Consider the following 25,916-nt stretch of genomic DNA (forward strand, 5'->3'; position numbering starts at 1 on the left):
TCTGATTGCAAAGCGCAGTGCGATCCTTGACCAGCCGTTCTCGCATTCGATGCAGGCTCTGAACATCCTGTTGACCCAATGACTTGATCGGTACAAACCGGATATTGGGTCTCATGGATGCCCTGTATGTCAACCTAAGCCTGAGCCAGTGGATTTGACTACGATCCTGTGAAGCAAGCGTGTCTTTGCTCTCAGGGAAATGAACTGACTTTTCATGGTTTATCGACAACTATGTTGAACAATACCGGCAGGGTCGGAGCATATACCCGATATTCCAGTGGCAAGCTGCGGTCAATACTTGCCTGTTTGAAATAAAACGGGGTTGTATAACGGCTCGGATGTGTGTCTGTATCGCCGTGCCAGGCTGGGGTAATATGCCGCCAAAATCAAAAGGCGTAGGCAGTGGTAGCAGAATTGACGGGTGGAACATTGATTGGTCTGGCGGCCGGTTTATTGTGGCTTGGCCATGGCCGTATCAGCGGTATGACGGGGGTGATATCGAGCCTGTTTTTACTGGCTCGACTGGGACAAGAGCGACGTTATTGGTCGTTGTGGTTTTTCCTTGGCCTGATTCTGGCCTGGCCGGTGTTGGTGATCATTGGCTTTGAGGCAGATGCCATTGTGATTACCGACAGTCCGTTGTTACTGATAGCGGCGGGGTTGCTGGTGGGGATAGGCACTTATATTGGCAATGGCTGTACCAGTGGCCATGGCGTTTGTGGCATCGGGCGGCTATCGGTACGGTCGATGGTGGCGACGCTGATATTTATGACGGCAGGTATTCTCACGGTGGCGCTGATGTCGGCCTTGAACCTGTTTATGGAAAGCGATGCGTTATGATTTCAGGACGTAATAGCGTGCCGACCGTTTTCGCTGCTGCAGTATTAGCATTGGTGTGTGGGCTGGTATTCGGTATTGGTTTGATTGTCGCTGGCATGCACAACCCGGAAAAAGTACGCGGTTTCCTGGATCTTTTTGGCCATTGGCAGCCGGCCTTGATTGCAGTGATGGGCAGCGCCATTCCGGTGTTTGCCCTGCTTTACTTCAGCAGCAAGCGTTGCCGTCGGCCTTGGTTTGCCGAGCGTTTTCATTACCCGACACTGGCTGGCGTTAGCGGGCGGTTAGTAACCGGGGCGACCCTGTTTGGTGTCGGCTGGGGTCTGGTTGGTTTGTGCCCTGGCCCGGCGCTGGTAGACATGTTCAGCCTGAATGGCGATGTCTGGATATTTCTGGTTGCGCTGCTGCTGGGCAATCGCATCGCCCATTATTTTTTTGGCCCTGCTGCGACGCCAGCTGCAAAGCCGTAACGTTTAAAGCGGCGCTAATCGTGGTGCTGCCGCTGTCATCTAACTGACGCTAAACTGCAATACTAACTTCAACCCCCGGCAACCGGACTGTCATGGGCTAACGGCTTAATCCCGGCTTATGTTATTAGTTGCGGATACAGCATGCCTCTGACTCGCCGGGAATTCCTGTTGGACAGTGCCGGTACCAGCCTGTTTGCACCAGCAATCAAGCCGGGTAGCGACCGTATGCGCTATCCGTTCCAGCATGGTATCGCCAGTGGCGATCCGCTCACCGACCGGGTGTTGCTGTGGACTCGGATTACTCCGCTCGACAGTACCTTCGGTATCTCCTATCGCTGGCTGATCACCACCGACCCACAGTTACAACAGGTGGTGAACCAGGGAATCGGCTTCACCGATGCCAGCCGTGATTTCACTGTCAAGGTGGATGCCGACGGCCTGCTCCCGGCCACCACCTACTACTATGCCTTTGAAGCCGATGGCCATTACTCCGATGTAGGTCGAACCCGGACATTGCCAGAAGGCTCGGTAACGCATTTGCGGATTGCGTATACCTCCTGCTCCAACTTTGCCAAAGGCTACTTTAACGTCTACCGGGAGCTGGCCAAACGTGCAGATCTGGATGCGATTCTGCACCTGGGCGACTACATCTACGAATACGCCGATCTGGAAGACTGCGCGCGCACCGGGCGCATTAATACGCCGCTGCATGAGACCCAATCGCTGAAGGACTATCGTCAGCGCCATGCCTGTTACAAGCAGGACAAGGACTTGCAGGAAGTTCACCGTCAGCATCCATTTCTGGTGATCTGGGATGATCATGAAGTGGCCAACAACGCTTGGGTGGGCGGCGCAGACAATCACGATACCGCCAGTGAAGGTGACTGGCGCTTACGCCTGAGTGGTGCGGTGCAGGCCTATTTGGAGTGGATGCCGATTCGTGAGCCGTCCCGGCCGGATGTGGGTATTTATCGCAGCTTCCGCTTTGGTGATCTGGTCGATCTGACCATGCTGGATACCCGTCTGGCCGGGCGCGATGCCCAGGCGGCAACGATGGAAGAGCGTAACCTGAGCGGACGCACACTGTTGGGCTATCAGCAGGAAGAATGGTTATACAGCAACCTCGCCAATGCCCAGCAGCAGGGCGTCACCTGGAAACTGAGTGGCCAGCAGGTCATGGTTGCCCAATTAGGCACCAATGATATGCCCTTCAATTACGACCAGTGGGATGGCTACCCGGCGGCGCGTCAACGACTGTTTGATGCCGTCAGTCGGGCGAATGTCGATAACTGGGTTGTCCTCACCGGCGATATTCACTCATCCTGGGCACTTGAGCTGTATCAGGATCCGTTCGCTGATGATCCAGGCAAGCCGCTCGGGGTCGAGTTTGTGACACCGGCAGTCACCTCGCCGGGCATTGAAAGTTACCCCCAGGCGCAGCTGGCCGGAGCCTCCCTGGAAGCCCTGTTACCACACCTGAATTTTGTTGATTTCTACTTTCGTGGCTACGTGGTGCTGGATATCACCCACGAGCGCCTGCAAGCCGAGTGGTGGGTGGTCGATAACATCGATACCCATCGCTACAGCACCGAGTGCTTGCGCGCCTTGCAGGTGCAGTCAGGCAGCAGCCAGCTGCGGCCCGCTGCCGGTTTGAGCCAGGCCAAGGCGGCACCACCACTGGCACCGGCATTCGCCGACGATCTGGCCTTTCTGCGCGACTGGAAACAGCAATACAGCGGTCGGCTGGAAGGCGTACTGGCAGCTCATACCGAACGTCCATCGCTTTAATAGCACGTCTATCAATTACAGCGCTCGACATTCGGGTGTTAAACATCGACTCAAAATGCCCATTTACCACTCTTATTTAACGTAACAACCATTCGCTCAGAAAAGAGCCAAATCCAGCTTTTCCGCAGTAGAACAGCCCAGCGCACGACAGGCACCAGGGTTCTGCAAGCGGTTCTTTAGTGACATCCTGCTCTGACGGCAACCGCTTCGCTTGCACCAAAGTAGCGAATCAGACACATTGCAGCTTCAGAATGATCCTACTTCCCATACAGGATGACCTATCATGGATTCAATTATCTCTCTGCTGTTTTCGGTCGAAGCCGTTGCGCTGGTGTTTGTGCTGGTACTGGTGCGTAGCAGCATTAAATTTGTACCGCAAAACCGTGCCTGGCTGATTGAACGATTTGGCAAATACCACTCCACCAAAGAAGCTGGTCTCAACTTTATTGTGCCCTTTATCGACCGGATTGCGGCGGATCGCAGCCTCAAGGAACAGGCCCAGGATGTACCCAGCCAGTCGGCCATTACCCGTGACAATATTACCCTGAGTGTTGATGGCGTGTTGTATTTCCGGGTACTGGATCCTTACAAGGCGACCTACGGTGTTGATAACTACGTGTTCGCCGTGACTCAGCTGGCACAAACCACCATGCGTTCCGAACTGGGCAAGATGGAACTCGACCGCACCTTTGAAGAACGTAGTCTGCTGAACATCAATATTGTCACCTCGATTAACGAAGCCGCCGAACCTTGGGGCATCCAGGTGCTGCGCTACGAAATCAAAGACATCGTGCCGCCGCAATCGGTGATGCAATCGATGGAAGCCCAGATGAAAGCCGAGCGGGTCAAACGCGCCCAGATTCTGGAATCGGAAGGTGATCGCCAGTCTGCCATTAACGTCGCAGAAGGTCAGAAACAGGCGCGGGTACTGGCAGCAGAAGCCGACAAGGCAGAACAAGTTTTGCAGGCTGAGGGTGAAGCACAGGCCATTGTTGCTGTCGCCAAAGCGAAAGCACTGGCATTAAAAATGGTTGGTGACATTGCCAATACCGACGATGGCCAGAAAGCCATTCAACTGGAGCTGGCCTCCAAGGCGATTGAAGCCAAGCATGCGATCGCCAAGGAATCCTCCGTCGTCTTGCTGCCAGACAGCGGCACCGATGCCAGCAGCATGGTGGCCATGGCGACCTCGATTATCGGCACGCTAAACAAGGGTTAGATAACATCTGGCTGCGACAGGAAAGTCGGCGTTATCCCTCAATACGGGATAGCGCCGTTCTTACCGTTCTTACCCCCATGTTCGTTCCATTATCATCGTTGAAAATCCGCCCATGACTCTTGCCCTGAACGCTCTTTGCCGACACCATCGCCACTCGGACTCGTTATGACGACTGCGGTAATTTATCTTGCCGGGCCAGAAGTCTTTCTGCCCAATGCCGTTGCACTGGGAGCCGCCAAAAAAGCCCTTTGCCAACGCTACGGGTTTACCGGGTTATTTCCACTTGATGCGGAACTGGAGGCGGGTGATACCACGGAACTGGCGTGGGCCATCAGTCGTGGCAATGAAGCGCTGATCCGCCAAGCCGATAGGGTCATCGCCAACCTGACGCCATTCCGTGGCCCCAGCGCAGATGTGGGTACCGTTTACGAACTGGGTTTTGCCCGAGGGTTGGGCAAACAGCTGATGGGCTACAGTAACGATCCGACTCCGTTTGCAAACCGTACCTGGGCCCAATTTGGGATAACGGGTGAGCCTGGCCCAGTGGGAGATATCCGTGATCGGGATGGTTTGAAAATTGAAGAATTCGGGTTGCACGATAACCTGATGATCGAAGGCGGCATCCGTCAGGCCGGTGGCCTATTTATCAGCCACAATGCCTCGGTTAACGACCGCTATACGGATCTGACGGCGTTTGAACGCTTGCTCCAGACACTGGTCTGACAGGGCCGTTGTCGGGGCACCGGTGTATGCTTCTTTCTGCACCATCACCTAATGTAAGGAAACTCGTTATGAGCTACCTGTTGTCACACCTGCCCCAGTCATTGCTGGTGGTCGGTATTCTGGCACTGATTATTGAAGTTGCGATTCTGGGGTTTGCTTCCATCGTGTTGTTTTTCCTCGGGCTGTCGTTGGTGCTATCTGGTTTGCTGATGCTGGTTGGTATCTTGCCGGAAACCCTGACCGCAGCATTATGGAGTAACGCATTGATTACTTGTGGCCTGGCACTGGCGCTGTGGAAGCCATTAAAACGGCTGCAGGACGAGCGACAACCAACACCGATCAATAGCGACTTTGCCCGCGATGCTTTTGTACTGGAGCAGGACGTCGATATCAGCGGTAAGGCCACTCATCGTTATTCCGGTGTCGAGTGGAAACTCAAAAGCCAGCAACCGCTCACTGCCGGAACCACCGTCAAGGTGTTGCGGGCGGATGTAGGGGTGTTATGGGTTGAGGCACTGGAGCAGGATTCTTGATATTGCCCGACATGCGATTGCTTGGCGGGACGGTTGACGGAGCATCGGTTGAAAGGGACGGGTTCTGGTTGACTGGACAGCTGTTCGAGGATCAGCCTCTGACCGCCCTCTGGCAATACTGGTGCGAGCGACGAGACGGGCTGTCGTTTGAGGCATCCCTCAACAATGGCTGGATACACATTGATGAGCACTGCTGTCAGGACGCCTCTATGCCGTTGCTAGCGGGGCAGAAATTTGCCTTCTGGTTGCCACAGCACCGGGAGGGGAAAGCCGACACCCAATGGCAAATCTTGTGGCAAAGTAACGAATTGATGGCGGTGCACAAACCGCCCGGTTTACCGGTGTCACGTACCACCCGCAATCTCTACAACACCCTGATCAATCTGGTACGCCGCCAAAGTCCGGCGACCAATGCCCACCTGTTACACCGGCTGGATGCGGAGACATCAGGCATCCTTCTGTTGGCGAAACATTCTGCCGCCGACAAACGCTGGAAAAAACGGTTTAACACCCTGCTGCAGCGTAAATCTTATCTGGCGCTGGTGTATGGCAAGCCGGATTGGCAGCAGCTCGATTTTGAATGTCATCTGGCAGAGCGGCAAGACAGCGCCATTCGTTGTCAGATGTACGTGGTTGACCCCGAACAGCATCAGCCGTTGCTGTCCGGTTCGGCCAAACTCAGTCGCACGCTGTTTCAGTGTCTGGCAGCAAAGGATGGGCTGGCACTGGTTCAATGCGAATTGAAAACGGGTCGCAAACATCAGCTGCGGGCACAACTGGCCGCGTTGGGGCACCCTATTGTGGCAGACAAGATTTACGCCCACGGCGGTCGTTTTTATCTTCAGCGCCTGCAACAGGCGTTAACCTCGGAGGAAATCGCTGAATTGGGTGCTTCCCATCATCTGCTGCACGCCTGGCAGGTTGAATTAAGCGCCTATGGTCAGCAGTTTCACGTGCAAGATGACCAGTTATCCAATGAGTGGCCCACCTGGGTGCGGGATTGGCTGGCTGCCAGAAATTGATGAATATTTGATGATTATTGAATAAATAATTTCCAAATAAATAGATCATTATATTGGCGTATTTTTTTATATTTTTTATGAATATATATTTCCTGGCAGGAGGAGTGGCCATTATTTATATAGCACAAATCCCTTTTTCGAGGCGAGTTTTTGCGCTTTTCTGGTGCGACCTATAGTCACCCAAATTTAATTTTAAAAGCTGACAAAGTGGACGTATAGTTCCTCTGCAAGGGAGCCCCCTTACCAGGCGTACAGCTTGAAAAATAACGTTAATTATCAGGAAGGACTATGATTGTGCCAGAAATCAACGCAGTCACACAGGCTGAACAGCCCATCTACTTCATTGGTAATACCGCCTTCAATATTGATCAAGGCCGTATTTATCTGAATATCGATGGTATTGCCAGCGACCGTTTTGCGGATAACATCAGCGGTACCTTGAATCTTGAACTGTGGGCTTTGCCACAGCGATATAACGGCTCTCTTGATCAGGGTGAACAATTGGCCGCCACCAGTATTGGTGAACTGTTTGGTCAGTGTTATCTGGAAAACTGTCAATATGACCTGATTTTTGTCGAACCGTCTATGGGTGAGTGGAATCTGGTACTGCTAGTGCGCGAATGGGATCTGGATGATTTTGTCACGCGTGATGTGGTTCAGTTTGATTTGCCCTACGTCGTTGCCGGTGAAAGTATCGTTGCCGATGATAGCGCGGCAGCGGTTGGCCAAGTAATAGAAGTAGCATTTGGCGAACCACGTGAAGCAGCGGTTGCTGAAGATGCAGACGTTGAAAAAGAAGCAGACGTCGTTAAAGAAGCGGTTGTTGCAAACGTGGTGGAAGAGAAAGAGGCCGCTTTGGCTGAGAAAACCGCTGCTGATAAAACCGCAACTGAAAAAGCCGCAACTGAAAAAGCCGCAACTGAAAAAGCCGCTGCTGAGAAAGCCACTGCTGAGAAAGCCACTGCTGAGAAAGCCGCTGCTGAAAAAGCCGCTACTGAAAAAGCTGCTGCTGAAAAAGCCGCTGCCGAAAAAGCCGCTGCCGAAAAAGCCGCTGCCGAAAAAGCCGCTGCTGAAAAAGCCGCTGCTGAAAAAGCCGCTGCCGATAAGGTTGCAGCCCTAAAAAAAAAATTAGTCCGCGTAAATATTAATACCGCTACCGAAGCCGAACTGGCTGCTGTCGGCGGTATTTCCAAAAAGCTGGCCCAAAGCCTGGTGGCAGAGCGCCCATTCAAAACGATGGATGAACTGGTCACGGTTAAAGGCATGGGAGTTCGGACACTCAAGAAAATTGAGCTGTTGGTCTCTCTGTGAGTGCTGTATCGGCAAGGCAGATGCCTTGTGAGTGGCTCACCTCAACGCCTGCTTGCTGCAGGCGTTTTGCTATCTGGCTGGCCGCCATAACACCCTGCTGTATGATAGCCGCTATTGCTGTTTCCCCCGCCTGAATCACTGCGTGACAGGGCTGGTAACAACTGTCGGACAGAGGTCACTGTTGAATATTCTATTGGTTGAAGATGATCCCCAGCTGAGCCGGGATATTGGTCGTTACCTCACCGGAGCCGGTTATGGTGTCGAACAACTGGATCGTGGTGACTGGGCCGCCCGCTATTTGCCAGATCATCTTGATGTGATCGGTTGTGTGGTGCTCGATTTGGGGTTGCCGTACCTGTCGGGTCTGGAAGTACTGACCTGTTGGCGCAGTCAGGGCATCACCACCCCGGTACTGATTCTGACCGCTCGTAACAGTTGGCAGGAACGGGTGGATGGGCTGAATGCCGGAGCCGACGATTACCTGGGTAAACCGTTCCAGAGTGAAGAGCTGTTGGCGCGGCTGGAAGCGTTACGCCGCCGGGTGGAGCAGCGGGGACAACCCCGTCTGGTCGTGGATGGCCTGACACTGGATGAAACCAAACAACAGGTCTCGAACGGGGTGGGTGGGTGTGAAAGCCTGACTGCAACCGAATTCGCCATGCTGCGATTGCTGATGCAAAAAGCCGGACAAATTGTCTCCAAGCAGCAATTGCTGGATGCCACCTACGACTGGCAGGAAGAAAAAAATGAAAATCTGGTGGAAGTCTATATCCGCCGATTGCGCAAAAAAATTGGGCAGGAACGTATCCGTACCTTTCGTGGCCAGGGCTACCTGATGGGAGAACGCTGATGTGGTCCTTAGCGGCCCGTCTGTTTCGTTCCCTGTTGGGCGGTCAGCTGGTACTGATGGTGCTGGTTACCACGGCTGCGGCGATTGCCCTGCTGGTATCGGCGACCGACTATTTCAAAACCCGGCTGGAACACGACAGCGATTTGCTGTTGCAGGAAATCCATTGGCACCGCGACACCATGGATATTGATGAACACATACTGCCGCCTATTTTTGTAATGCCACAATCCGGCCATTATTACCAGGTGATGTGGAATGGCCAGCAACTGAAGTCGCCATCACTGGGAACTCTGGCGCTGCGGCTGGAAGGCCGGGAAGGCAGTCTGTCATGGGGCTGGCAGCAAACTGTGCCAGAGCAAAGTCTGTACGTGATGACGCAGACGCTGATGGTGCACAATCACCAGGTGGTGATTCAGGTTGCCGAGGATTTTCGTCCTATTCTGGCGGTGTTTACCCGAGCTTTTTTAACCTTGATGGTGTTGCTGGGTCTGGTGATGACGGCTATTTTTATCTGGCAACGGCGCATGCTCAACAATGCCTTGTTGCCTTTCAATCAGGTGCAGCAGCAACTGCGTCAGCTGGCGCGGCAGGAGCGTGACCATCTGGATGCCCCGGATATGCAGGAGCTGGAGCCACTGGTGGATGAAATCAACCGGCTTGGGGAACGTACCCGTGAGCGTTTGCTGCGTGCCCGTATGGCCAGTGGCAATCTGTCACACTCGCTGAAGACGCCGCTAGCGGTGTTGAACAATCGTTTGCATGATGTTGCGTTGTCGCAGCCAGAGGGCGACTGGCAAACCTCGCTGCAGCAGATTGAACGCATGAACCAGATGATCGATAACGAAATGAAGCGGGCCAGAATCGCGGGCTTGATGAGCCGGGCACCACAGATCGATCTGGCTGAACTGATACGGCAACTCTGTCTGAGTATGGCCAAACTGTATCCTGGGGTGGTCATCCGCCAGCAGTTACCTGCGACGCTGCCATTTCCTGGTGATCGGGAAGATATGTTTGAGCTGATGGGGAATCTGGTCGACAACGCCTGTAAGTGGGCGGTTGCTAGCGTCGTTATCGAAGCCACACAGCAACAGGATGGACAGATTCATCTGCTGGTGGCCGACGATGGCCCTGGTGTGGATCCGGAGAAACTGGCGGGCTTGCACCAGCCAGGTGTTCGGGGTGATGAAAGTGGTGCCGGTTACGGACTGGGGCTGGCGATTGTGGCAGATATTGTCGAACAGTATCAGGGCCGTATCCTGTTTGAAAACGGCCCTGACGCCGGTTTGCGGGTGTGTCTGTCGTTGCCATTAAATCCGGACTACTGACTGTTCAGGCTGCCACTGGCAAGCAGCGCTTCCACCCAGTAGTGAATATCAAAACCGCTAAAAGCCAGATGCAGGTTTTCAATCACTTCACGACACTGGCTATCGCTCAGGTGCAGGCTGACAAAGGTACGGTTCTGTTTACCCTGAATCTGCTCACTGATCGACAGATGACCGATGCGATTGCTATGGCCCCAGCCGATCCAGGAGCTGAATCCGGGCAGGCCCTGCTCCAGCAGCCAGTCGGTAATGGCATCGGCTTGCCTGGGTGGCAGTGACAGGGTGAGCAGGGTCAGTGACGAATTATTGAGAGTGACCGGAGAAGTACCGGTATCGGTGGTGTTCATTTGTCTGCCTCCAGAATGAAGCGGCGATAAAGCAGCGGTAATACATACAAGGTCAGTAGCGTCGAGGTCACCAGCCCGCCGATCACAACGATAGCCAGTGGCTTCTGGATTTCACTGCCTGGCCCGGTGGCGAACAGTAACGGCAGCAAACCAACCGCACCGGTACTGGCGGTCATCAGTACCGGTCGCAGTCGTCCGGCGGCACCTGCCAGAATCATCTCCAGACCCCGTTGTCCCAGTGCCTGCAAATGCCGGAACTGGTCAACCAATACTACGCCGTTCATCACTGCCACACCCAATAATGCAATAAAACCGATTGAAGCGGGCACCGACAAATATTCGCCACTGATCCAGAGTGCCAGCACACCGCCTATCAGGGCAAAAGGAATATTACACAGAATCAGCAGCGCCTCGTTGATACGGCCGAAGGTGGTAAACAGCACCAGCAACACCAGTGCGATGGCCACCGGCACCATAATGGCAAGGCGGGCGTTGGCCCGTTGCTGGTTTTCAAATTCACCCCCCCAGTTCAGATGGTAGCCACCAGGCAGGTCGATATTCTGGCTGACCGCCTGTTGTGCGGCGGCGACATAGTCGCTCAGTGCCACGCCCTCGACATTGACGGTGACGACGGCAAAGCGCTGGCCGTTTTCCCGTTTCACCAGTACTGGCCCTGGCGTTTCACTGGCGTTGACCAGTTCCGCCAGCGGTACGGTGTCACCGGAGGCGGTGACCAGCCAGTGTTCGTTCAACAGGGCACTGATTTGTACCGGGCGTGAGTGTCTGAGCAGCAGCGGTAGCTGCCGATCCGGGTACACCACGTCCCCTGCACGAATACCTTCAAGGGCTGCCCGCAAGGCGTTTTGTACGGCACTCACCGTCAGTCCCAGCTGCAGGATCCGGGTCGCATCTGGAGCAACGGTCAGGTAGTGCATGCCATCGGCTTGATTAAGCATGACTTCTGCCGTGCCGGGCAGGGTTTTCACCAGCGTCGCAATTTGCTCGGACACGGATTGCAGCTGTTGCAGGTCGGTACCAAACAGTTTGATGGCGAGATCGCCCCGCGAGCCGGAAATCATCTCCGATACCCGCATATCAATCGGCTGGGTAAAGCCATAATTTAAACCGGGGAACTGTTCCAGAATGGCCCGAATCTGCTCCCGCAGCTCACTTTTGCTGCCTGCCTGCCATTGTTCCTCAGGCTTGAGCTGCAAAAACATATCGGTTTCGTTGAGACCCATCGGATCCATACCCAGGTCGTCGGAACCGGCGCGAGCGATAATGCGCTGGATGTCCGGCACCGCTGCCAGCAAGGCTTTTTCCACCTGCAGATCAATCGCCAACGATGCTTCCAGATTGATGGTGGGGATTTTTTCCAGCTGTACAATCAGGTCACCTTCGTCCATTTCCGGCATAAAGGCCTTGCCGGTCTGGGTAAAGGCCAACACGCTGGCGACCACCGCCAGCGCCAGGCCGATCAGCATCGGTAATGGCTTGGCTAACGTCCGTTCGAGCGAACGACGGTAGGCCGCTTGCAAGCAGTTGACCCAGCTTGGCGTGGTGACCTTGTCGGCCTGAATCAGCCAGGTTGCCAGTACCGGAATCAAGGTCATCGACACCACCAGGCTGCTGGCCAGGGCAAACATAATGGTCAGCGCCACGGGCGCAAACAATTTGCCTTCCAGTCCTTGCAGGGTCACCAGCGGCGAGAACACCAGCAGAATAATCAGCGTGCCCGAGACGATGGGGACAGACACTTCGTGAATCGCCCGAAAGATTACATGCAGGCGTGGCAAGGCATGATTGTTTGCCTGCAAGCGGGTGACGGTGTTTTCGACCACGACGACGGAGCCGTCGACCAGCATGCCGATGGCGATCGCCAGCCCGCCAAGACTCATCAGGTTGGCGCTCATACCGAGTTTGTCCATGATGATAAAGGTCATCAGCGCAGACATGGGCAAGTTGACGGCGACCACCAATGCCGTACGTACATTACCGATAAACAGTCCGAGTAATAGGATCACCAGCGCCACCGCAATCCACAAGGCTTCGGTCACGGTACCAACGGCGCGTTCAATCAGGTTGCTGCGGTCGTAAAACACCCGGATCTCCATTCCGGCAGGCAGATTGAGGCTGTCGAGTGCCTCGCGTACACCGCTAATGACTTGCTGGGCATTGGCATTTTTTAACGCCACGACCAGCGCCTCAACCGTTTCTCCCTTGCCGCTGTCGGTGACTCCGCCGTAGCGGGTCAGACTGTCGAGCCGGACGTCGGCTACGTCATTGAGGCGAATCGGGCTGGCATCACGATACACCACCACGCGGTTGGCCAGATCCTCAAGCGTGGTAATACGCCCGGTGCTGCTGACAATGATGGCTTCTTCGCCGTCTTCCAGGCGTCCGGCACCATCATTCCGGTTGTTCTGTTGCAGAAATTGCTGCAGCTCGGCCAGGGTCAGGCCAGCCCGCGCCAGTGCCATCATATCCGGGATAACCGCCCAGGCTTCTACCTTGCCACCGAGGGCGTTGATGTCTGCCACACCGGGTACGGTGCGTAACAGCGGCCGGATTTGCCAGTCGAGAATACGGCGTTTTTCGGCCAGCGATTGTGGCCCGTCGAGGGTAAACATATACAGCTCGCCGAGGGGCGTACTCATGGGGGCGATGCCGCCACTGATGTCAGCAGGCAGTTCCGGCCAGACGGCCGCCAGCCGTTCGGATACCTGTTGGCGCGCCCAGTAAATATCCGTGCCTTCGGCAAAATCGACGGTAATGTCGGTCAGACCGTACTTCACCACGGAGCGCAGGATCGATTGGTTCGGGATACCGAGCAGCTCCACTTCGATCTTGCGGGTAACCCGTGTCTCAAGTTCTTCCGGTGGCAAACCGGGTGCCTTGATAATGATCTTTACCTGGGTAGGCGATATTTCCGGGAAGGCATCAATCCGCAGGTTTTGATAGCTGATCACGCCCGCCGCCAGTACGCCGAGACTGATCACCAGAATCAGTACCCGCTGTACCAGAACCGTTTGAATCCAGTGCGACAGCATTATTCATCTCCCTCGCTGCTGGCTTGCCAATAGGACATCAACGCGGCAGTGCCTCTGATCGCCAGCGTTGGCTCTGCGGGCAAATCGGCCGGGGTGAGCAGTAACTGCCCAGCGCCTTCAGCGATCGGCACGATGGCTACTGGCTCGACCTGGTCACCTTGTTTTAGAAATACCCAGGACTGGCCATTGGCGCGTACGCGGGCGGCGGCGGGTACTGTCCAGCCGGTCTGTGACGATGGAATGGTGACTTGCCAGCGCTGTCCGGGAATCGGCTTGCCCTCGGTCAGTTGCAACCAGACCCGGTACTGGCCGGTGACGCTGATCCGCTGTTCGATTCGCAACACCCTGGCCGCCTGCGACACCGTTGTATGGCTGTCCTGGACGTTCAGTGACTGGCCCGGCTGCAGCTGGCTGGCCAGATGGGCAGGCATTTCAACCAGAATCGCCAGGGCGCTATCGGGCCAGAACTCTGCCAGACCATCGGCCGGGTTGGCGATCTGGCCTGGCTGTTGATAGAGGGTCATCAGCCAGCCGGAGCTGCTGGACTTGAGGGTAAATTCAGCCTCATGGGTGTTATGCCAGTCCGCTGGCAAGTGGGCCAGTACCTGCTGGTTGCTGCTGACGTTATCGTCCAGTTGCTGGCACTCGAGGGATTTTTCTTCGACATCCAGGCGCGAGCTGAGACCACTGTTCTGACGGTCTTTCAGGTACGTCAGTCGTTGGTGACACAGGCGAGTATTTTGCAGCAAGCGCTGGTGGCTCTGCAGAAAGGCCAGTGTTTCATGGCTGTGCAGTTGCAACAGTGGCTGACCGGCATCGATATGCTGACCTGGGGCCTGTAACCACTGTTCGACACGGGCCTCGAACGGCATCATCAGTTGCTGGCGCTGGTGTTCACTGACGGCAGTACTGCCCGGTAAGACCGCCAGTGGCAGCTGGGCAAGAGTCGTCAGGGTGCTGAATTCGACGCCAAGACGCTGCTGTTCCGAGCGATCCAGTGGCAGCACATCGGCCTGACTGGTGGCGATGAAGAGTGTCCCCAGCAAGGCGCCCAGTGGCAGCATGCCGAGCCGGTGCTGGCGTTTAGCTACTGTGGGGGTTACAGAGGTGCGGGTTACAGAGGTACGGGTTACTGGGGTGTGGCTTGAGGCATTCAAAAACGTCATTGCGGTATCTCACCCTGAAGTTGGTTCCAGTCGCTGATGGCTTGTTGGTAGGCAAGACGGGCATCGTCGGCCTGTTGCTGCAGTTGCCAGATGCTGTTTTGCACCTGTAACCATTCCAGTCCCGATAGCTGCCCCTGACGCCAAGCTTGATATTGGGCGTCGTACTGCTGGCTGGCATCGTCACTGAGTTGTGCCAGTTCTTCTACCCGGACAGCCAGTTGTGGCAATTGGCTGGCCAATACCTGTTGCTGGCGTTGCAGTTGTTGGCGCACATCCCGTTCGGCCCGTTGTTGCTGAACAAGGGTGCTTAACTGCGTGCGTTGGTTCTGGTAACCAGCATTGCCTAACGGCAGGCTGATACCGAGCATCAGTAGTTCACTGCCGGGCGTATCGTTGATGGCCGCCAGGTGTTTGATACCCAGGGATACCGTCGGCGTCAGCGCTTGCTGACGGCTAAGTGTCTGATTCAACAGGGCTTGCTGACGTTGTTCGACCTGAAAGCGTAACAAGGGGTGTTGTTCCAGTGGCTGTGCCGTTACGGGAACAAAGTGCCAGTCGTCGGGTAACTGATCTTGTCCCGTCCATTGGCGAAATTGCAGGGTAAGATCCTGTTGCTGGCCTTGCAGCGTCAGTTGGCTTGCCTTTAGCTGTTGCAAGGCTTGTTGTAGCGGCAGCCGGTCTGCGGCCGGGCGTTCGCCCTGGCTGACCAGTAATTGCAGCCAGTCGAGTTGTTGGGTCATCGCCGTCAGACGATTGTGGTTACGCTGCTGTTGCAGTGACAGCTGTTGTCTCTGCCACCACCAGCTTTGTAAGCGGCCTGACCAGAGCCAACGCTGATAATCCCGTTCGCTGGTGATCAGCTGGGCGGCGGTCTGACTGAGTTGGCTGCGGGTCTGATACTGCCCTGGTTTGCTCAGCGTTGCGTTCAGGCTGACTTGCCATTCTTCGCCGATCGCTGCGGCGTGATCGCCCTGGGTATAATCGATGGCCAGTGCCGGGGTTTCCACTAGCCAGTCTGGACGACGATGTTGCTGCAGGGATTGGGCGGTTTCCAGTGCCTGCTGCTCCGGTGTGGATTGCCAACTGGCTTCCAGAGCGGCGGAAAATGAAGGGCCAGCCTGAGTTTGGCTGGCAGCCGTGAATATCAGCAGGCATAAATAATGCTGCCTGGCCCAGGATCTGACTGGACGTACAGGCACAGCAACGGGTTGGGTTTGCCCGGTCATGGCGCTATCTCCTTTATTGATCGCAGGAGCTTAGAACCAAAGGCTGAACCGAAACTGAATGTGTTGAATGTTAGCGGTTATCGAATGGCGGCGTCCGGGGTATCGATGCCCCGCACGTCGATAATGAAGGGCTCGATCACCACTGTTGCGAGTACGGCGGTACGGCCTCCCGGAAAGTATTAGCCGTCATTGCGCGGTATTGAGCGGTGTGTGGTCAGTCTTGCAAAAATGCCAGTTGCGGGCCGACCGGTACAATCCGGGTTGGATTGATGGTGTCGTGGCTGTAGTAGTAGTGGCGCTTGATATGATCGATGTTGACGGTCGCGGCAATGCCGGGGTGCTGATACAGCCGCTGCAAATAGTCCGACAGTGCCGGGTAATCAGCAATACGGCGGATATTGCATTTGAAGTGGCCCACGTACACCGCATCAAAACGCACCAGCGTGGTAAACAGACGCCAGTCGGCTTCGGTTAATACCCCGCGTCCAGAGGCATCGGCGACCAGAAAATCTTGTCTGGCAATGATGGCTTCTACGCTATCGAGGGCATCAAAGAGGTCGCTAACCGCCACTTCGTACTTGTCGGCAGCGGTGGCGAAGCCGGATTTGTACACGCCATTGTTGATCTTGTGATAAACCAGCTCATTAATGCCATCGATCTGGCGACGCAGGTCAGCGGGATAATAGTCGTCGGTATTGCCGGTCAGGTCGTTAAAAGCCGAGTTCATCATACGAATAATTTCTGATGACTCATTACTGACGATGCAATTCTGTTGCTTGTCCCACAGTACCGGCACCGTTACCCGACCGGAGTAGTTCGCTTTGTGGCGGGTATAAATCTGGTGCATGCAGGTTGAGCCAAACAGGGTGTCGCCGCTGCTGCGAAATTTCTTGTCCGGGTGGTTGGTATCAAACTCCCAGCCGTTAGACAGCATGTCGGGTGACACGATGGACACGTCAATATGAGCTTGCAGTTGCTTCAGTTGACGGAAGATCAGGGTACGGTGAGCCCAGGGGCAGGCCAGCGAAACGTACAAATGATAGCGGCCGGATTCTGCCTTGAAACCGCCAACGCCATTGGGGCCTGCTGCACCGGTAGCGGTTACCCAGTTGCGTAACTGGGCGTCTTCGCGCTGGAAGGCACCACCGGTTTTCTCGGTGTCGTACCACTGGTCTTGCCACTGGCCGTTGATCAGTAGACCCATGTTGTTCTCCGATTCAGTCCTGATTGGGTAAGCAGTCAGTCTAGCGCAGGGAGAATTCGAAAAAAGCGCAAATATTAAGCTGGCAGATTCGGTTTGCTCGAAAGGTATTGGCTGTCGGTGCGGCGTTTGCCGTTGTCGTCGATGTCATAGCGGGGAGCTGGCAGGCAGCAGCAGGAAAAAACCGCTGCCATCAAGGGCAGCGGAAAGGCGTACAACACGCCAACAGGCCTCTCCGAGGGAGAGGTTGAGGTCTAAACAATTCGGTATAACCCTGAGTATGAAACAACACCGGCGGGTCAGGCAGCCCGCCAGTGTTTATCTGGCAATGGTGTTTACCGGACTCAGAAGAAACCCAGTGGATCAGTGCTGTAGCTGACCAGCAGGTTTTTGGTCTGCTGATAGTGATCCAGCATCATCTTATGGGTTTCGCGGCCAACACCGGATTTTTTGTAACCACCGAAGGCTGCGTGTGCAGGGTAAGCGTGGTAGCAGTTGGTCCAGACTCGACCAGCCTGAATGCCACGACCCATGCGGTACGCTACGTTCATGTCACGAGACCAAACGCCGGCACCCAGACCAAACTCGGTGTCGTTGGCAATTTCCAGTGCTTCGGCTTCATCTTTAAATGTGGTTACTGCAACCACTGGTCCGAAGATTTCTTCCTGGAAGATACGCATCTTGTTGTGGCCTTTCATCAGCGTCGGCTGAATGTAGTAACCAGTGCCCAAGTCATCGTTCAGAGATTCAGCGGAACCACCGACCAGCACTTCGGCACCTTCGTCACGACCGATTTGCAGGTAACCCAGGATCTTTTCGTACTGCTGCTGGGAAGCCTGTGCGCCCACCATGGTGTCAGTATCCAGCGGGTTGCCACGCTTGATCTGGCCAATACGCTCGATCACTTTGCCGATAAACTTCTCGTAGATGCTTTCCTGAATCAGCAAACGGCTAGGGCAAGTACAGACTTCACCCTGGTTGAAGAACGCCAGTACTGCACCTTCCACACACTTGCTGACGAAGCTGTCTTCGTGATCCATGACGTCGGCAAAATAAACGTTAGGTGACTTGCCACCCAGCTCAACAGTAGAAGGAATGATGTTTTCAGCGGCACACTTCATGATGTGTGCGCCAACCGGAGTAGAACCGGTGAAAGCGATCTTGGCGATACGGGTAGATGTGGCCAGCGCCTGACCGGCTTCTGCGCCGACGCCGTTAACGATATTCAGTGTGCCTGGTGGCAGCAGGTCGGCAATACATTCCATCAGTACCAGAATAGAAACCGGAGTCTGTTCCGCTGGCTTCATAACAATACAGTTACCAGCCACCAGCGCAGGAGCGATCTTCCAGGCGGCCATCAGCAGAGGGAAGTTCCATGGAATGATCTGGCCAACCACACCCAGAGGCTCGTGGAAGTGGTAAGCCACGGTGTTTTCGTCGATATCACCAATGGTGCCTTCTTGAGCACGGGCACAACCGGCGAAGTAACGGAAATGATCCGCCGCCAGTGGTACGTCGGCAGCCAGGGTTTCACGAACGGCTTTACCGTTGTCCCAGGTTTCAGCAACTGCCAAAGTTTCCAGATTGGCTTCAATACGATCAGCAATTTTCAGCAGGATATTGGAACGCTCGGTCATAGACGCCTTGCCCCAAGATGTTTGGGCGGCATGAGCGGCATCCAGCGCCAGATTGATATCGGCTTCATCGGAACGGGGAACCTGACAGAACACCTGGCCATTAACCGGGCTGATGTTGTCCATGTAACGACCGTTAACTGGCTCGACCCACTGGCCGCCAATGAAGTTGCCGTAACGTTCCTTAAAAGTGACTACTGAGCCTGGTTGGCCGGGATTTGCGTAGATCATGTTGGTTCTCCGGGTATTTATTGTTATCGCAAACAGAGTTTATTGTTCAGAGAGACAGAACACCCTGAAGCAATATGGACACTGCCAGTGTGCTGGATGCTCTGCCATCGGGTCATTTGCCATCCGTGTTTAAAAAGACACTACCTTGGTACTAGTTCTTTGGGATGCCACTGTGGCGCGGCAGGGCAGGCTTCCGAGAGGGGGTGAATGGTGGTGCGACTGGTGATGCGACAGAGACTGTTGTTTGCTGGCTGGCAAGAGAGAGTTTGTCCGCTGGACGGCGATCAATAGGGAGAGTATCCGCCGATCTCTTGCTGACAGTTTGGCCTGTATGGCGCGGTTCACACCCTGTTGACTGAGTGATTTATCTGGCCTGCGCTTTGGACTCATGCGATCTATTTGCTACTGCATGGCAATTGCCGGAGAATAGCGCCCCCAGACGTTGGATGACTTGCCGGATTGCCAGACTTTATGACTACCCGCATCGCCATTAACGGTTTCGGCCGCATCGGCCGCTCGGTTCTCCGGGCACTCTACGAAAACCGTTATTACCCGCAACTGCAAATCGTGGCGATTAATGAATTGGCCGATATCGATTCCGTCAGTTACATGTTGCGTTACGACAGCACCCATGGTCGCTTCCCTGGAGATGTGGTGGTGGAAAGTGACCATTATCTGCGCATCAACGGAGATCGGGTGCGGTTATACCGCCAGCCCAGTCCCGACAAGTTGGACTGGTCCGAATGCCAGGTCGATATTGTGCTGGAGTGCAGTGGCCAGATTCGTAGCCGTGCCGACGCCGAAGCGCATTTACTCAGCGGTGCTGGCAAGGTACTGATTTCCAACCCTGCTGACAGTGCGGTCGACAACACCATTGTTTACGGCATCAATCACACGAGCATCCGGCCGCATCAGCGCATTATTTCCAACAGCTCCTGTTCTACCAATTGTCTGGTGCCGGTACTGACCTTACTGGAACGTGAATTTGGTATAGAGCGGGGCGTTACTACCACTATCCACTCAGCCATGAATGATCAACCGGTGATCGACGCCTATTCATCGGATCTGCGACGAACCCGCTCTGCGGTACAAAGTATTATTCCGGTTGATACCGGGCTGCCGAAAGGGATTGCCCGCTTGATGCCGACACTGGAAGGCAAACTCGAAAGCCTGCATTTACGCGTTCCGACCATCAATGTGTCCGCTCTGGACGTGAGCTTGCAGCTCAAATGTGATACCAGCGCACAGGCCGTTAACGAACTGATACAATCCGCCGCCAATGGCGTGTTTCGTGGCCTGTTGGGCATCAGTTACGAGCCTCACGCCTCCATCGACTTTAACCACGATCCGCGTTCCGGCATTGTGGATGCGACCCAGACACGGGTCAGCGCCGGTTCGATGCTGAAACTGTTGCTGTGGTTTGATAACGAATGGGGGTTTGCCAACCGGATGCTGGATACTGCGTTGTGTATGAGACAAGCGCCGGGTGAGTCAGCGATGACGGCATCATCCACAGGCAATAATTCGTAGTCATGATTAATTGTAGTTACTAACAAAAACAGTCAGGGCGCTTGCGACGCCTGCAACACAAATGAGGAAAGCCACAATGTCTGTGATCAAAATGACCGATCTGGATTTGAAGGGAAAGCGCGTTCTGATTCGTGAAGATCTGAATGTACCGGTGAAAGCGGGCAAGGTGACGTCCGATGCACGCATCCGTGCTGCTCTGCCAACCATTCAGCACGCACTGGAAGCGGGCGCTCGTGTCATTGTGATGTCCCATCTCGGTCGTCCGACCGAAGGTGAATACGACGACGAATTTTCGCTGCAGCCAGTGGCAGCTCATCTGTCGGCTTTGCTGGGTCGTGACGTTGTGGTGGTCAAGGACTTCGAAAACGGCGTCGACGTTGCGGAAGGTGAGCTGGTATTGCTGGAAAACGTCCGTTTTAACACCGGCGAAAAGAAAGACGCAGAAGCGCTCTCCAAAGCCTACGCGGCGCTGTGTGATGTCTTTGTAATGGATGCCTTTGGTACCGCTCACCGCGCCCAGGCATCGACGCACGGGGTGGCGAAATTTGCTCCGGTTGCCTGTGCTGGCCCGCTGTTGGCGGCAGAACTGGACGCCTTGGGCAAGGCGCTGGCAACACCGGCCCGTCCGCTGGTGGCCATTGTGGGTGGCTCCAAGGTATCGACCAAGCTGCAAGTCCTGGAAAGCCTGTCCGACATTTGTGACCAGATCATTGTCGGTGGCGGCATCGCCAATACCTTTCTGGCCGCTGCCGGTAAGCCAGTGGGGAAATCCTTGTGCGAAGACGATCTGATTCCAGCGGCGAAAAAGCTGATGGAAAAAGTCTCAATTCCAGTGCCCACCGATGTGGTGTGTGGCAAGGAATTTTCTGAAACCGCCGAAGCCACTCTGAAGTCGGCAGATGATGTGACCGAAGACGATATGATCTTCGATATTGGCCCGGATTCTGCGGCAGCTCTTGCGGCACAACTGCAACAGGCCGGCACTATCATATGGAATGGCCCGGTAGGCGTATTCGAGTTTGACCAGTTCGGTGAAGGCACCAAAACCCTGGCGCTTGCCATCGCTGCATCGGATGCTTTTTCGATTGCCGGTGGCGGTGACACTCTGGCAGCGGTTGATAAATACGGCATTGCAGATAAGGTATCTTATATCTCCACCGGTGGTGGTGCGTTCCTTGAATTTGTTGAAGGAAAAGTCCTGCCTGCCGTCGCCGTACTGGAAGAGCGCGCCAAATAAGCGCCAAAACTATAACCGGCTGGCTCGGTCTGCGAGTCGGTCAGAATAATCAGTCAGAAGGATACTAATTTATGGCACTTATCAGCATGCGTCAGATGCTGGATCACGCCGCCGAATTTGGCTACGGCGTACCGGCATTCAACGTCAATAACCTGGAACAGATGCGCGCCATCATGATGGCCGCCGACAAAACCGACTCTCCTGTGATCGTGCAGGCCTCTGCCGGTGCACGTAAATACGCCGGTGCCCCTTTTCTGCGCCACCTGATTCTGGCAGCGGTAGAAGAATTTCCGCACATTCCTGTGTGTATGCACCAGGATCACGGCACCTCGCCAGATGTTTGTCAGCGCTCCATTCAGCTGGGCTTCAGCTCAGTGATGATGGACGGTTCACTGGGAACCGATGGCAAAACGCCAACCAGCTACGAATACAACGTCGAGGTCACCCGTCGTACCGTCGCAATGGCGCACGCTTGTGGTGTGTCAGTAGAAGGTGAACTGGGTTGTCTGGGATCGTTGGAAACCGGTCAGGCTGGTGAAGAAGACGGTATTGGCGCAGAAGGTATTCTGAGCCACGACCAGATGTTGACCGACCCGGAAGAAGCGGCCGATTTCGTCAAACAAACCGGTGTCGATGCTCTGGCGATTGCCTGTGGTACGTCCCACGGCGCGTACAAGTTTACCCGTCCGCCAACCGATGACATTCTGGCGATTGACCGCATCAAGGCTATTCACCAGCGTATTCCAGGTACTCACCTGGTCATGCATGGTTCGTCGTCTGTGCCTCAAGAGTGGCTGGCGATCATCAACGAATTTGGTGGCGAAATTCCGGAAACCTACGGCGTGCCGGTTGAACAGATCGTTGAAGGCATCAAGTACGGCGTCCGCAAGGTGAATATCGATACCGACTTGCGTCTGGCGTCTACCGGTGCCATCCGTCGTTTTCTGGCAGCGAACCCAGGTGAATTTGACCCGCGTAAATACCTGAAAGAAACCGTGACGGCAATGTCCGACATCTGTATTGCCCGTTACGAAGCCTTCGGTACCGCAGGTAATGCCAGCAAGATCAAGGTCGACTCTCTGGACGTGATGTACGAGCGTTACCTGACCGGTGAGCTGGATCCAAAGATTGCCTGATCTGGCTGCCTGAATCAGTCTTGAGCTGATGTTTGGCCGCACCTGTTGGCCTTCTGTTGGCGGTAATGAGGTTTATTCTGGAACCGTTACCGCCATCGGTTTGTCTCGGCGGCGAATTCCTTCGCCTCCTGTCTGTTGCTGTTTCTTGCCTCTCGTGGTGATACCTCGGTTCTGGTATTTTTGTCCCTCCTTTCTATCGCCTTTCTATCGTGTTTTGCCATCGATCGTTTACCCGCTATCAGCCACTGCAGCATTTATCAATGCCTTGCAAGCCAGCGGCTGAGACCCGGAAATACTCTGTGGCGCGGTAGCCAGCCTATCTATTGCCAGCTTGTCCTACGTTCGATCAGGGGAATTTGTGACGCTCTGCACAGAGGCTCGCACTGGTTTTGTAAGGAATTGTATTGCCAAACCAAAGCTGGTTACTCTTTGACCGTTCTGGAAACCGGAACACCAATCTACCGGTGATCAGACCCAAATAGTTAACCATGTGATAAGCACAAAGGAATCAAATCATGAACTGGACTCATTCATTAACGGGCTGGATGTCTGCCGCTCTGATCAGTAGCACGCTGGCCATTACGGGTTGTGGTAGTAGCGATAGCAATGACAGCAGCAGTGATAATAACGATAGCAGCAACTCAGCAGATGCGACGCTGGAAGGTACAGCGGCCACCGGTGCCGCGATTGACGGTTTTGTCTATGTAACAGACGCCAGTGGTACAGAAGTCAATGTCGCGATCGAGGCTGACGGCAGCTACACCATTACAGTAACCGGCATGTCAGCGCCTTTCTTGCTGCGTGCTGCTCCTGACGATGGTTCGGACGTACAGTATTCTTTTGCGGCAACCGCCAACAGCATCGCCAATATTACACCGATGACCACGCTGGCGATGTTCCTGGCCAATGGCGAAACCAGCCTGGCGACGCTGCAACAAAACTGGGCCTCCGCCGCTACCAGCTTCTCCAGCGATGATCTTGCTGACGTTCAGGCGCAGATTAATGCCAATTTCAGTGAACAGTTTGCCGATCATGGTCTGGATGCTGACAGTTACGACTTTTTTACGACCGAGTTCAGCGCCAACGGCAGTGGTTTGGATGCGGTACTGGATCTTATCAGTATCGATATCGACTTCAGCGCAGGTTCTTTCATCGTTGAAGTGAACGGTCTGGTGTATGACTACGACGTCGATATCGATACCGATGGCATCACCATTGGCGGCGGTGACAACAGCAACCTGGATGGCGAGTGGACGCTGACCTTCAGCGGCACGTTTAAATCCGGAGTAACGACGACGGCTATTCCTGCGGTCACCATTGAAGGGCTGGAGGCACCGGATTCCTTGTCTGAACTTGAAGATCGGGCCGCCGCTGGCTTCGAGACTGCTGGTTCTGATATCACCGACCTGGTTGTCACTGTGGTAACCGATACCGATACGCGCAAGACCTTTACGCTGAAATTTACTCAGACCATGACAGTTGATGCTGGAGGTTCACCCGTAGAAGTTATCTCCGACTACGATATGACTTACGACTATCAGCTTAACTGATACTCACAGCAGTACACGGCGGTTGTTACACAACGGTTGTTAGAGGGCGCTTCGGCGCCCTTTTCTGTTTTCTGTGGCGCATGGTTATGCCGTTGTTTCGCTATTGACGGGCTTTTTCTCTGATGATGTCCTTCAGGTTGTGAGGAACAATAAAGGTATCTTTTTTGCCGATCTTGTAGCGCTTCAGTAACTGGAATGTTTCTGCCAAATTCAATAAATCGGTACGTGCCGTCTGGTACACTACTCCGTGGGAATGCTGATGGCCCTTGATGCTGTATTCATAACCGGGGTTCTTCAAAGCATGTTTCAGGATAGATAATTGACGATGATTCAACTGTCCCTGCAGAGCAGAGCCACTGAGCACATCTTCGGTTTCTCTCAGCTCCTGCATCTTGTCTTTGAGCCACTTATGCAGGTCATGAATTGACTCTTTGATGACATCCAACTGGTAGTCAATAAAGTACGTCAGATCGTTGGCATCGGTTTCGGTATAGAGATAGGCCTTTTGATATTGCGCCGGTGCTTTCTTGATCACCCTTGAAATCGAGGTGTATTGCAGTAGCCAGTAATTCTCTTTCGCCATCATCCAGTAGAACAGTGCTCGTGCGGTACGGCCATTACCGTCAACAAAAGGATGATCGTAGCTGATCATAAAATGCACAATGATGGCCTTGATCACCGGAGGAATAAATATCTCTCCAGAATCATCGCCAGTCTGATTGGCAAAATCACACAGTGCCTGCAGCCGCTGGGGTAACTCAGCGGCTTTGGGCGGTACGTGCAGCAGTTGGTCATCCTGAGAAAAGACACAAATATCATCTTCCACACGTCTGAACTGCCGGGCCAGATGTTCATCGCCAGACTCCAGTGTTCCTGCTGTCAGCAGTCGGTGTAATTCGAAAATGATCGAAGGGGTCAATGGCTCGTGCCGATATTCCCGAATAAACTGCATTGCCTTATAGTTGTTTACAATCATGCGCTCGGATTGGTTCAGTGGTGTTCTAGCGCTGGTGAGCATCTCCTTGGCTACTCTACGGGTTGTCGAGGCTCCTTCCAGTTGGCTGGAGCTGATGGCTTCTTCAATCAGGCTGTTGATCAGATAATGTTCCCGGGTGCTTTTGTCTTGCATGATGGCATCGGCAGCCATGGCGCCGCTGGCATTTTCGCTGATCCACAATAAATCCCGCATCAGGGTATCGGGAATACAAAACCGGAATGGCTGATTGTCTTTATTGAGCAGAGGAATACTCCGGGCTATTTTTTCTCGGACCAGCTTGGTAGCAATCCAGTGTAATTCCGCATTGAAACCGCTTGGGGGTGGCAGGTGGCGCAGTTTATCCCAGTGCAGGTAGCGCCCTTTCGCATCGCAGGGGCCGATGTCTGCCTGAAACAAATGCAGCAGTTGGGCGTGGTTCATCGCCGTCAGAGCGGTCAGTGGCTGATCGTGATAGGGAGGAGTTTGTGGGCGCTTCATGATATCAACTACTAATATAATTAAAATTAGTATATCAATGAGAAGAAGGCTTACTACTC

21 protein-coding genes and 1 pseudogene are annotated in these 25,916 nt (G+C 54.4%); 14 read left to right on the forward strand and 8 right to left on the reverse strand.

The window, feature by feature from the left end:
• Window positions 1-121: pseudogene (locus tag WG929_RS10720) on the reverse strand (IS110 family transposase); the annotation flags it as partial.
• Window positions 122-402: 281 nt separating this feature from the next.
• Here WG929_RS10720 and WG929_RS10725 point away from each other — a divergent pair.
• The 10 genes from WG929_RS10725 (at window position 403) to WG929_RS10770 (ending at window position 10,078) form a co-directional block, all read left to right on the forward strand.
• A complete protein-coding gene (locus WG929_RS10725; RefSeq protein WP_416206010.1) occupies window positions 403-840 on the forward strand; it encodes a YeeE/YedE family protein in 438 nt (145 codons plus the stop codon).
• Between the two features lie 17 nt (window positions 841-857).
• Window positions 858-1,307: a DUF6691 family protein gene (locus WG929_RS10730; protein WP_416206011.1), complete on the forward strand. Its 450-nt coding sequence runs from the start codon at window positions 858-860 to the stop codon at window positions 1,305-1,307.
• Window positions 1,308-1,448: 141 nt separating this feature from the next.
• Window positions 1,449-3,095, forward strand: a complete 1,647-nt coding sequence (locus WG929_RS10735) for an alkaline phosphatase D family protein (RefSeq protein ID WP_416206012.1) — start codon at window positions 1,449-1,451, stop codon at window positions 3,093-3,095.
• Window positions 3,096-3,378: 283 nt separating this feature from the next.
• The gene (locus tag WG929_RS10740; RefSeq protein ID WP_416206013.1) at window positions 3,379-4,314 is read left to right on the forward strand and encodes an SPFH domain-containing protein; all 936 of its coding nucleotides are present in this window, start codon (window positions 3,379-3,381) and stop codon (window positions 4,312-4,314) included.
• A gap of 165 nt (window positions 4,315-4,479) precedes the next feature.
• Window positions 4,480-5,037 (forward strand): nucleoside 2-deoxyribosyltransferase, encoded by a 558-nt coding sequence (locus WG929_RS10745; protein ID WP_369855575.1) that lies wholly within the window; start codon window positions 4,480-4,482, stop codon window positions 5,035-5,037.
• Window positions 5,038-5,105: 68 nt separating this feature from the next.
• Window positions 5,106-5,570 carry an NfeD family protein gene (locus WG929_RS10750; protein WP_416206014.1) on the forward strand — a complete coding sequence of 155 codons (465 nt, stop codon included), beginning with the start codon at window positions 5,106-5,108 and terminating at the stop codon, window positions 5,568-5,570.
• A gap of 68 nt (window positions 5,571-5,638) precedes the next feature.
• Entirely contained in the window at window positions 5,639-6,592 is a 954-nt protein-coding gene (locus WG929_RS10755; RefSeq protein ID WP_416206015.1) for an RluA family pseudouridine synthase, read from the forward strand.
• 288 nt (window positions 6,593-6,880) lie between these two features.
• Window positions 6,881-7,903 (forward strand): ComEA family DNA-binding protein, encoded by a 1,023-nt coding sequence (locus tag WG929_RS10760; RefSeq protein WP_416206016.1) that lies wholly within the window; start codon window positions 6,881-6,883, stop codon window positions 7,901-7,903.
• 181 nt (window positions 7,904-8,084) lie between these two features.
• The gene (locus tag WG929_RS10765; RefSeq protein WP_416206017.1) at window positions 8,085-8,753 is read left to right on the forward strand and encodes a winged helix-turn-helix domain-containing protein; all 669 of its coding nucleotides are present in this window, start codon (window positions 8,085-8,087) and stop codon (window positions 8,751-8,753) included.
• Window positions 8,753-10,078, forward strand: a complete 1,326-nt coding sequence (locus WG929_RS10770; RefSeq protein ID WP_416206018.1) for an ATP-binding protein — start codon at window positions 8,753-8,755, stop codon at window positions 10,076-10,078. Before WG929_RS10765 ends, WG929_RS10770 begins: the two co-directional genes overlap by 1 nt.
• Here WG929_RS10770 and WG929_RS10775 read toward each other — a convergent pair.
• From WG929_RS10775 to exaC, 6 genes are all read right to left on the reverse strand, one after another.
• Window positions 10,072-10,422: a DUF3240 family protein gene (locus tag WG929_RS10775; protein ID WP_416206019.1), complete on the reverse strand. Its 351-nt coding sequence runs from the start codon at window positions 10,420-10,422 to the stop codon at window positions 10,072-10,074. The two genes, WG929_RS10770 and WG929_RS10775, sit on opposite strands and share 7 nt — an antisense overlap.
• Window positions 10,419-13,472 carry an efflux RND transporter permease subunit gene (locus tag WG929_RS10780; protein WP_416206020.1) on the reverse strand — a complete coding sequence of 1,018 codons (3,054 nt, stop codon included), beginning with the start codon at window positions 13,470-13,472 and terminating at the stop codon, window positions 10,419-10,421. Before WG929_RS10780 ends, WG929_RS10775 begins: the two co-directional genes overlap by 4 nt.
• Entirely contained in the window at window positions 13,472-14,638 is a 1,167-nt protein-coding gene (locus tag WG929_RS10785) for an efflux RND transporter periplasmic adaptor subunit (protein WP_416206021.1), read from the reverse strand. Before WG929_RS10785 ends, WG929_RS10780 begins: the two co-directional genes overlap by 1 nt.
• On the reverse strand, window positions 14,635-15,864 hold the full coding sequence (locus WG929_RS10790; protein ID WP_416206022.1) for a TolC family protein: 1,230 nt from the start codon (window positions 15,862-15,864) through the stop codon (window positions 14,635-14,637). Before WG929_RS10790 ends, WG929_RS10785 begins: the two co-directional genes overlap by 4 nt.
• 214 nt (window positions 15,865-16,078) lie before the next feature.
• Window positions 16,079-17,068: a glutathione S-transferase family protein gene (locus WG929_RS10795; protein ID WP_416206023.1), complete on the reverse strand. Its 990-nt coding sequence runs from the start codon at window positions 17,066-17,068 to the stop codon at window positions 16,079-16,081.
• A gap of 341 nt (window positions 17,069-17,409) precedes the next feature.
• Window positions 17,410-18,930 (reverse strand): acetaldehyde dehydrogenase ExaC, encoded by a 1,521-nt coding sequence (gene exaC, locus WG929_RS10800; RefSeq protein ID WP_369855564.1) that lies wholly within the window; start codon window positions 18,928-18,930, stop codon window positions 17,410-17,412.
• Window positions 18,931-19,401: 471 nt separating this feature from the next.
• Here exaC and WG929_RS10805 point away from each other — a divergent pair, with 471 nt between their 5' ends.
• From WG929_RS10805 to WG929_RS10820, 4 genes are all read left to right on the forward strand, one after another.
• On the forward strand, window positions 19,402-20,460 hold the full coding sequence (locus tag WG929_RS10805; protein ID WP_369855563.1) for a type I glyceraldehyde-3-phosphate dehydrogenase: 1,059 nt from the start codon (window positions 19,402-19,404) through the stop codon (window positions 20,458-20,460).
• Window positions 20,461-20,536: 76 nt separating this feature from the next.
• Window positions 20,537-21,697 carry a phosphoglycerate kinase gene (locus WG929_RS10810; RefSeq protein ID WP_369855562.1) on the forward strand — a complete coding sequence of 387 codons (1,161 nt, stop codon included), beginning with the start codon at window positions 20,537-20,539 and terminating at the stop codon, window positions 21,695-21,697.
• 71 nt (window positions 21,698-21,768) lie between these two features.
• A complete protein-coding gene (gene fba, locus WG929_RS10815; protein ID WP_369855561.1) occupies window positions 21,769-22,833 on the forward strand; it encodes a class II fructose-bisphosphate aldolase in 1,065 nt (354 codons plus the stop codon).
• A gap of 515 nt (window positions 22,834-23,348) precedes the next feature.
• Window positions 23,349-24,383 carry a hypothetical protein gene (locus tag WG929_RS10820; protein ID WP_416206024.1) on the forward strand — a complete coding sequence of 345 codons (1,035 nt, stop codon included), beginning with the start codon at window positions 23,349-23,351 and terminating at the stop codon, window positions 24,381-24,383.
• 100 nt (window positions 24,384-24,483) lie between these two features.
• On the opposite strand, the gene WG929_RS10825 is transcribed toward WG929_RS10820, so the two are convergent.
• Window positions 24,484-25,857 carry a Fic family protein gene (locus WG929_RS10825; RefSeq protein ID WP_416206025.1) on the reverse strand — a complete coding sequence of 458 codons (1,374 nt, stop codon included), beginning with the start codon at window positions 25,855-25,857 and terminating at the stop codon, window positions 24,484-24,486.
• Between the last annotated feature and the right edge of the window lie 59 nt (window positions 25,858-25,916).

This window comes from Oceanobacter antarcticus (genome assembly GCF_044962685.1).
Classification (GTDB): Bacteria; Pseudomonadota; Gammaproteobacteria; order Pseudomonadales; family Oceanobacteraceae; genus Oceanobacter; species Oceanobacter antarcticus.

Bases quoted from the DNA above. Each gene is read 5' to 3' on its own strand.
- fba (WP_369855561.1), top strand. From the start codon at position 21,769: ATGGCACTTATCAGCATGCGTCAGATGCTGGATCACGCCGCCGAATTT.
- WG929_RS10775 (WP_416206019.1), bottom strand. From the start codon at position 10,422: ATGAACACCACCGATACCGGTACTTCTCCGGTCACTCTCAATAATTCG.
- WG929_RS10805 (WP_369855563.1), top strand. From the start codon at position 19,402: ATGACTACCCGCATCGCCATTAACGGTTTCGGCCGCATCGGCCGCTCG.
- WG929_RS10790 (WP_416206022.1), bottom strand. From the start codon at position 15,864: ATGACCGGGCAAACCCAACCCGTTGCTGTGCCTGTACGTCCAGTCAGA.
- WG929_RS10750 (WP_416206014.1), top strand. From the start codon at position 5,106: ATGAGCTACCTGTTGTCACACCTGCCCCAGTCATTGCTGGTGGTCGGT.
- WG929_RS10820 (WP_416206024.1), top strand. From the start codon at position 23,349: ATGAACTGGACTCATTCATTAACGGGCTGGATGTCTGCCGCTCTGATC.
- WG929_RS10740 (WP_416206013.1), top strand. From the start codon at position 3,379: ATGGATTCAATTATCTCTCTGCTGTTTTCGGTCGAAGCCGTTGCGCTG.
- WG929_RS10825 (WP_416206025.1), bottom strand. From the start codon at position 25,857: ATGAAGCGCCCACAAACTCCTCCCTATCACGATCAGCCACTGACCGCT.
- WG929_RS10760 (WP_416206016.1), top strand. From the start codon at position 6,881: ATGATTGTGCCAGAAATCAACGCAGTCACACAGGCTGAACAGCCCATC.
- WG929_RS10770 (WP_416206018.1), top strand. From the start codon at position 8,753: ATGTGGTCCTTAGCGGCCCGTCTGTTTCGTTCCCTGTTGGGCGGTCAG.
- WG929_RS10735 (WP_416206012.1), top strand. From the start codon at position 1,449: ATGCCTCTGACTCGCCGGGAATTCCTGTTGGACAGTGCCGGTACCAGC.
- WG929_RS10745 (WP_369855575.1), top strand. From the start codon at position 4,480: ATGACGACTGCGGTAATTTATCTTGCCGGGCCAGAAGTCTTTCTGCCC.
- WG929_RS10785 (WP_416206021.1), bottom strand. From the start codon at position 14,638: ATGACGTTTTTGAATGCCTCAAGCCACACCCCAGTAACCCGTACCTCT.
- exaC (WP_369855564.1), bottom strand. From the start codon at position 18,930: ATGATCTACGCAAATCCCGGCCAACCAGGCTCAGTAGTCACTTTTAAG.
- WG929_RS10810 (WP_369855562.1), top strand. From the start codon at position 20,537: ATGTCTGTGATCAAAATGACCGATCTGGATTTGAAGGGAAAGCGCGTT.
- WG929_RS10795 (WP_416206023.1), bottom strand. From the start codon at position 17,068: ATGGGTCTACTGATCAACGGCCAGTGGCAAGACCAGTGGTACGACACC.
- WG929_RS10780 (WP_416206020.1), bottom strand. From the start codon at position 13,472: ATGCTGTCGCACTGGATTCAAACGGTTCTGGTACAGCGGGTACTGATT.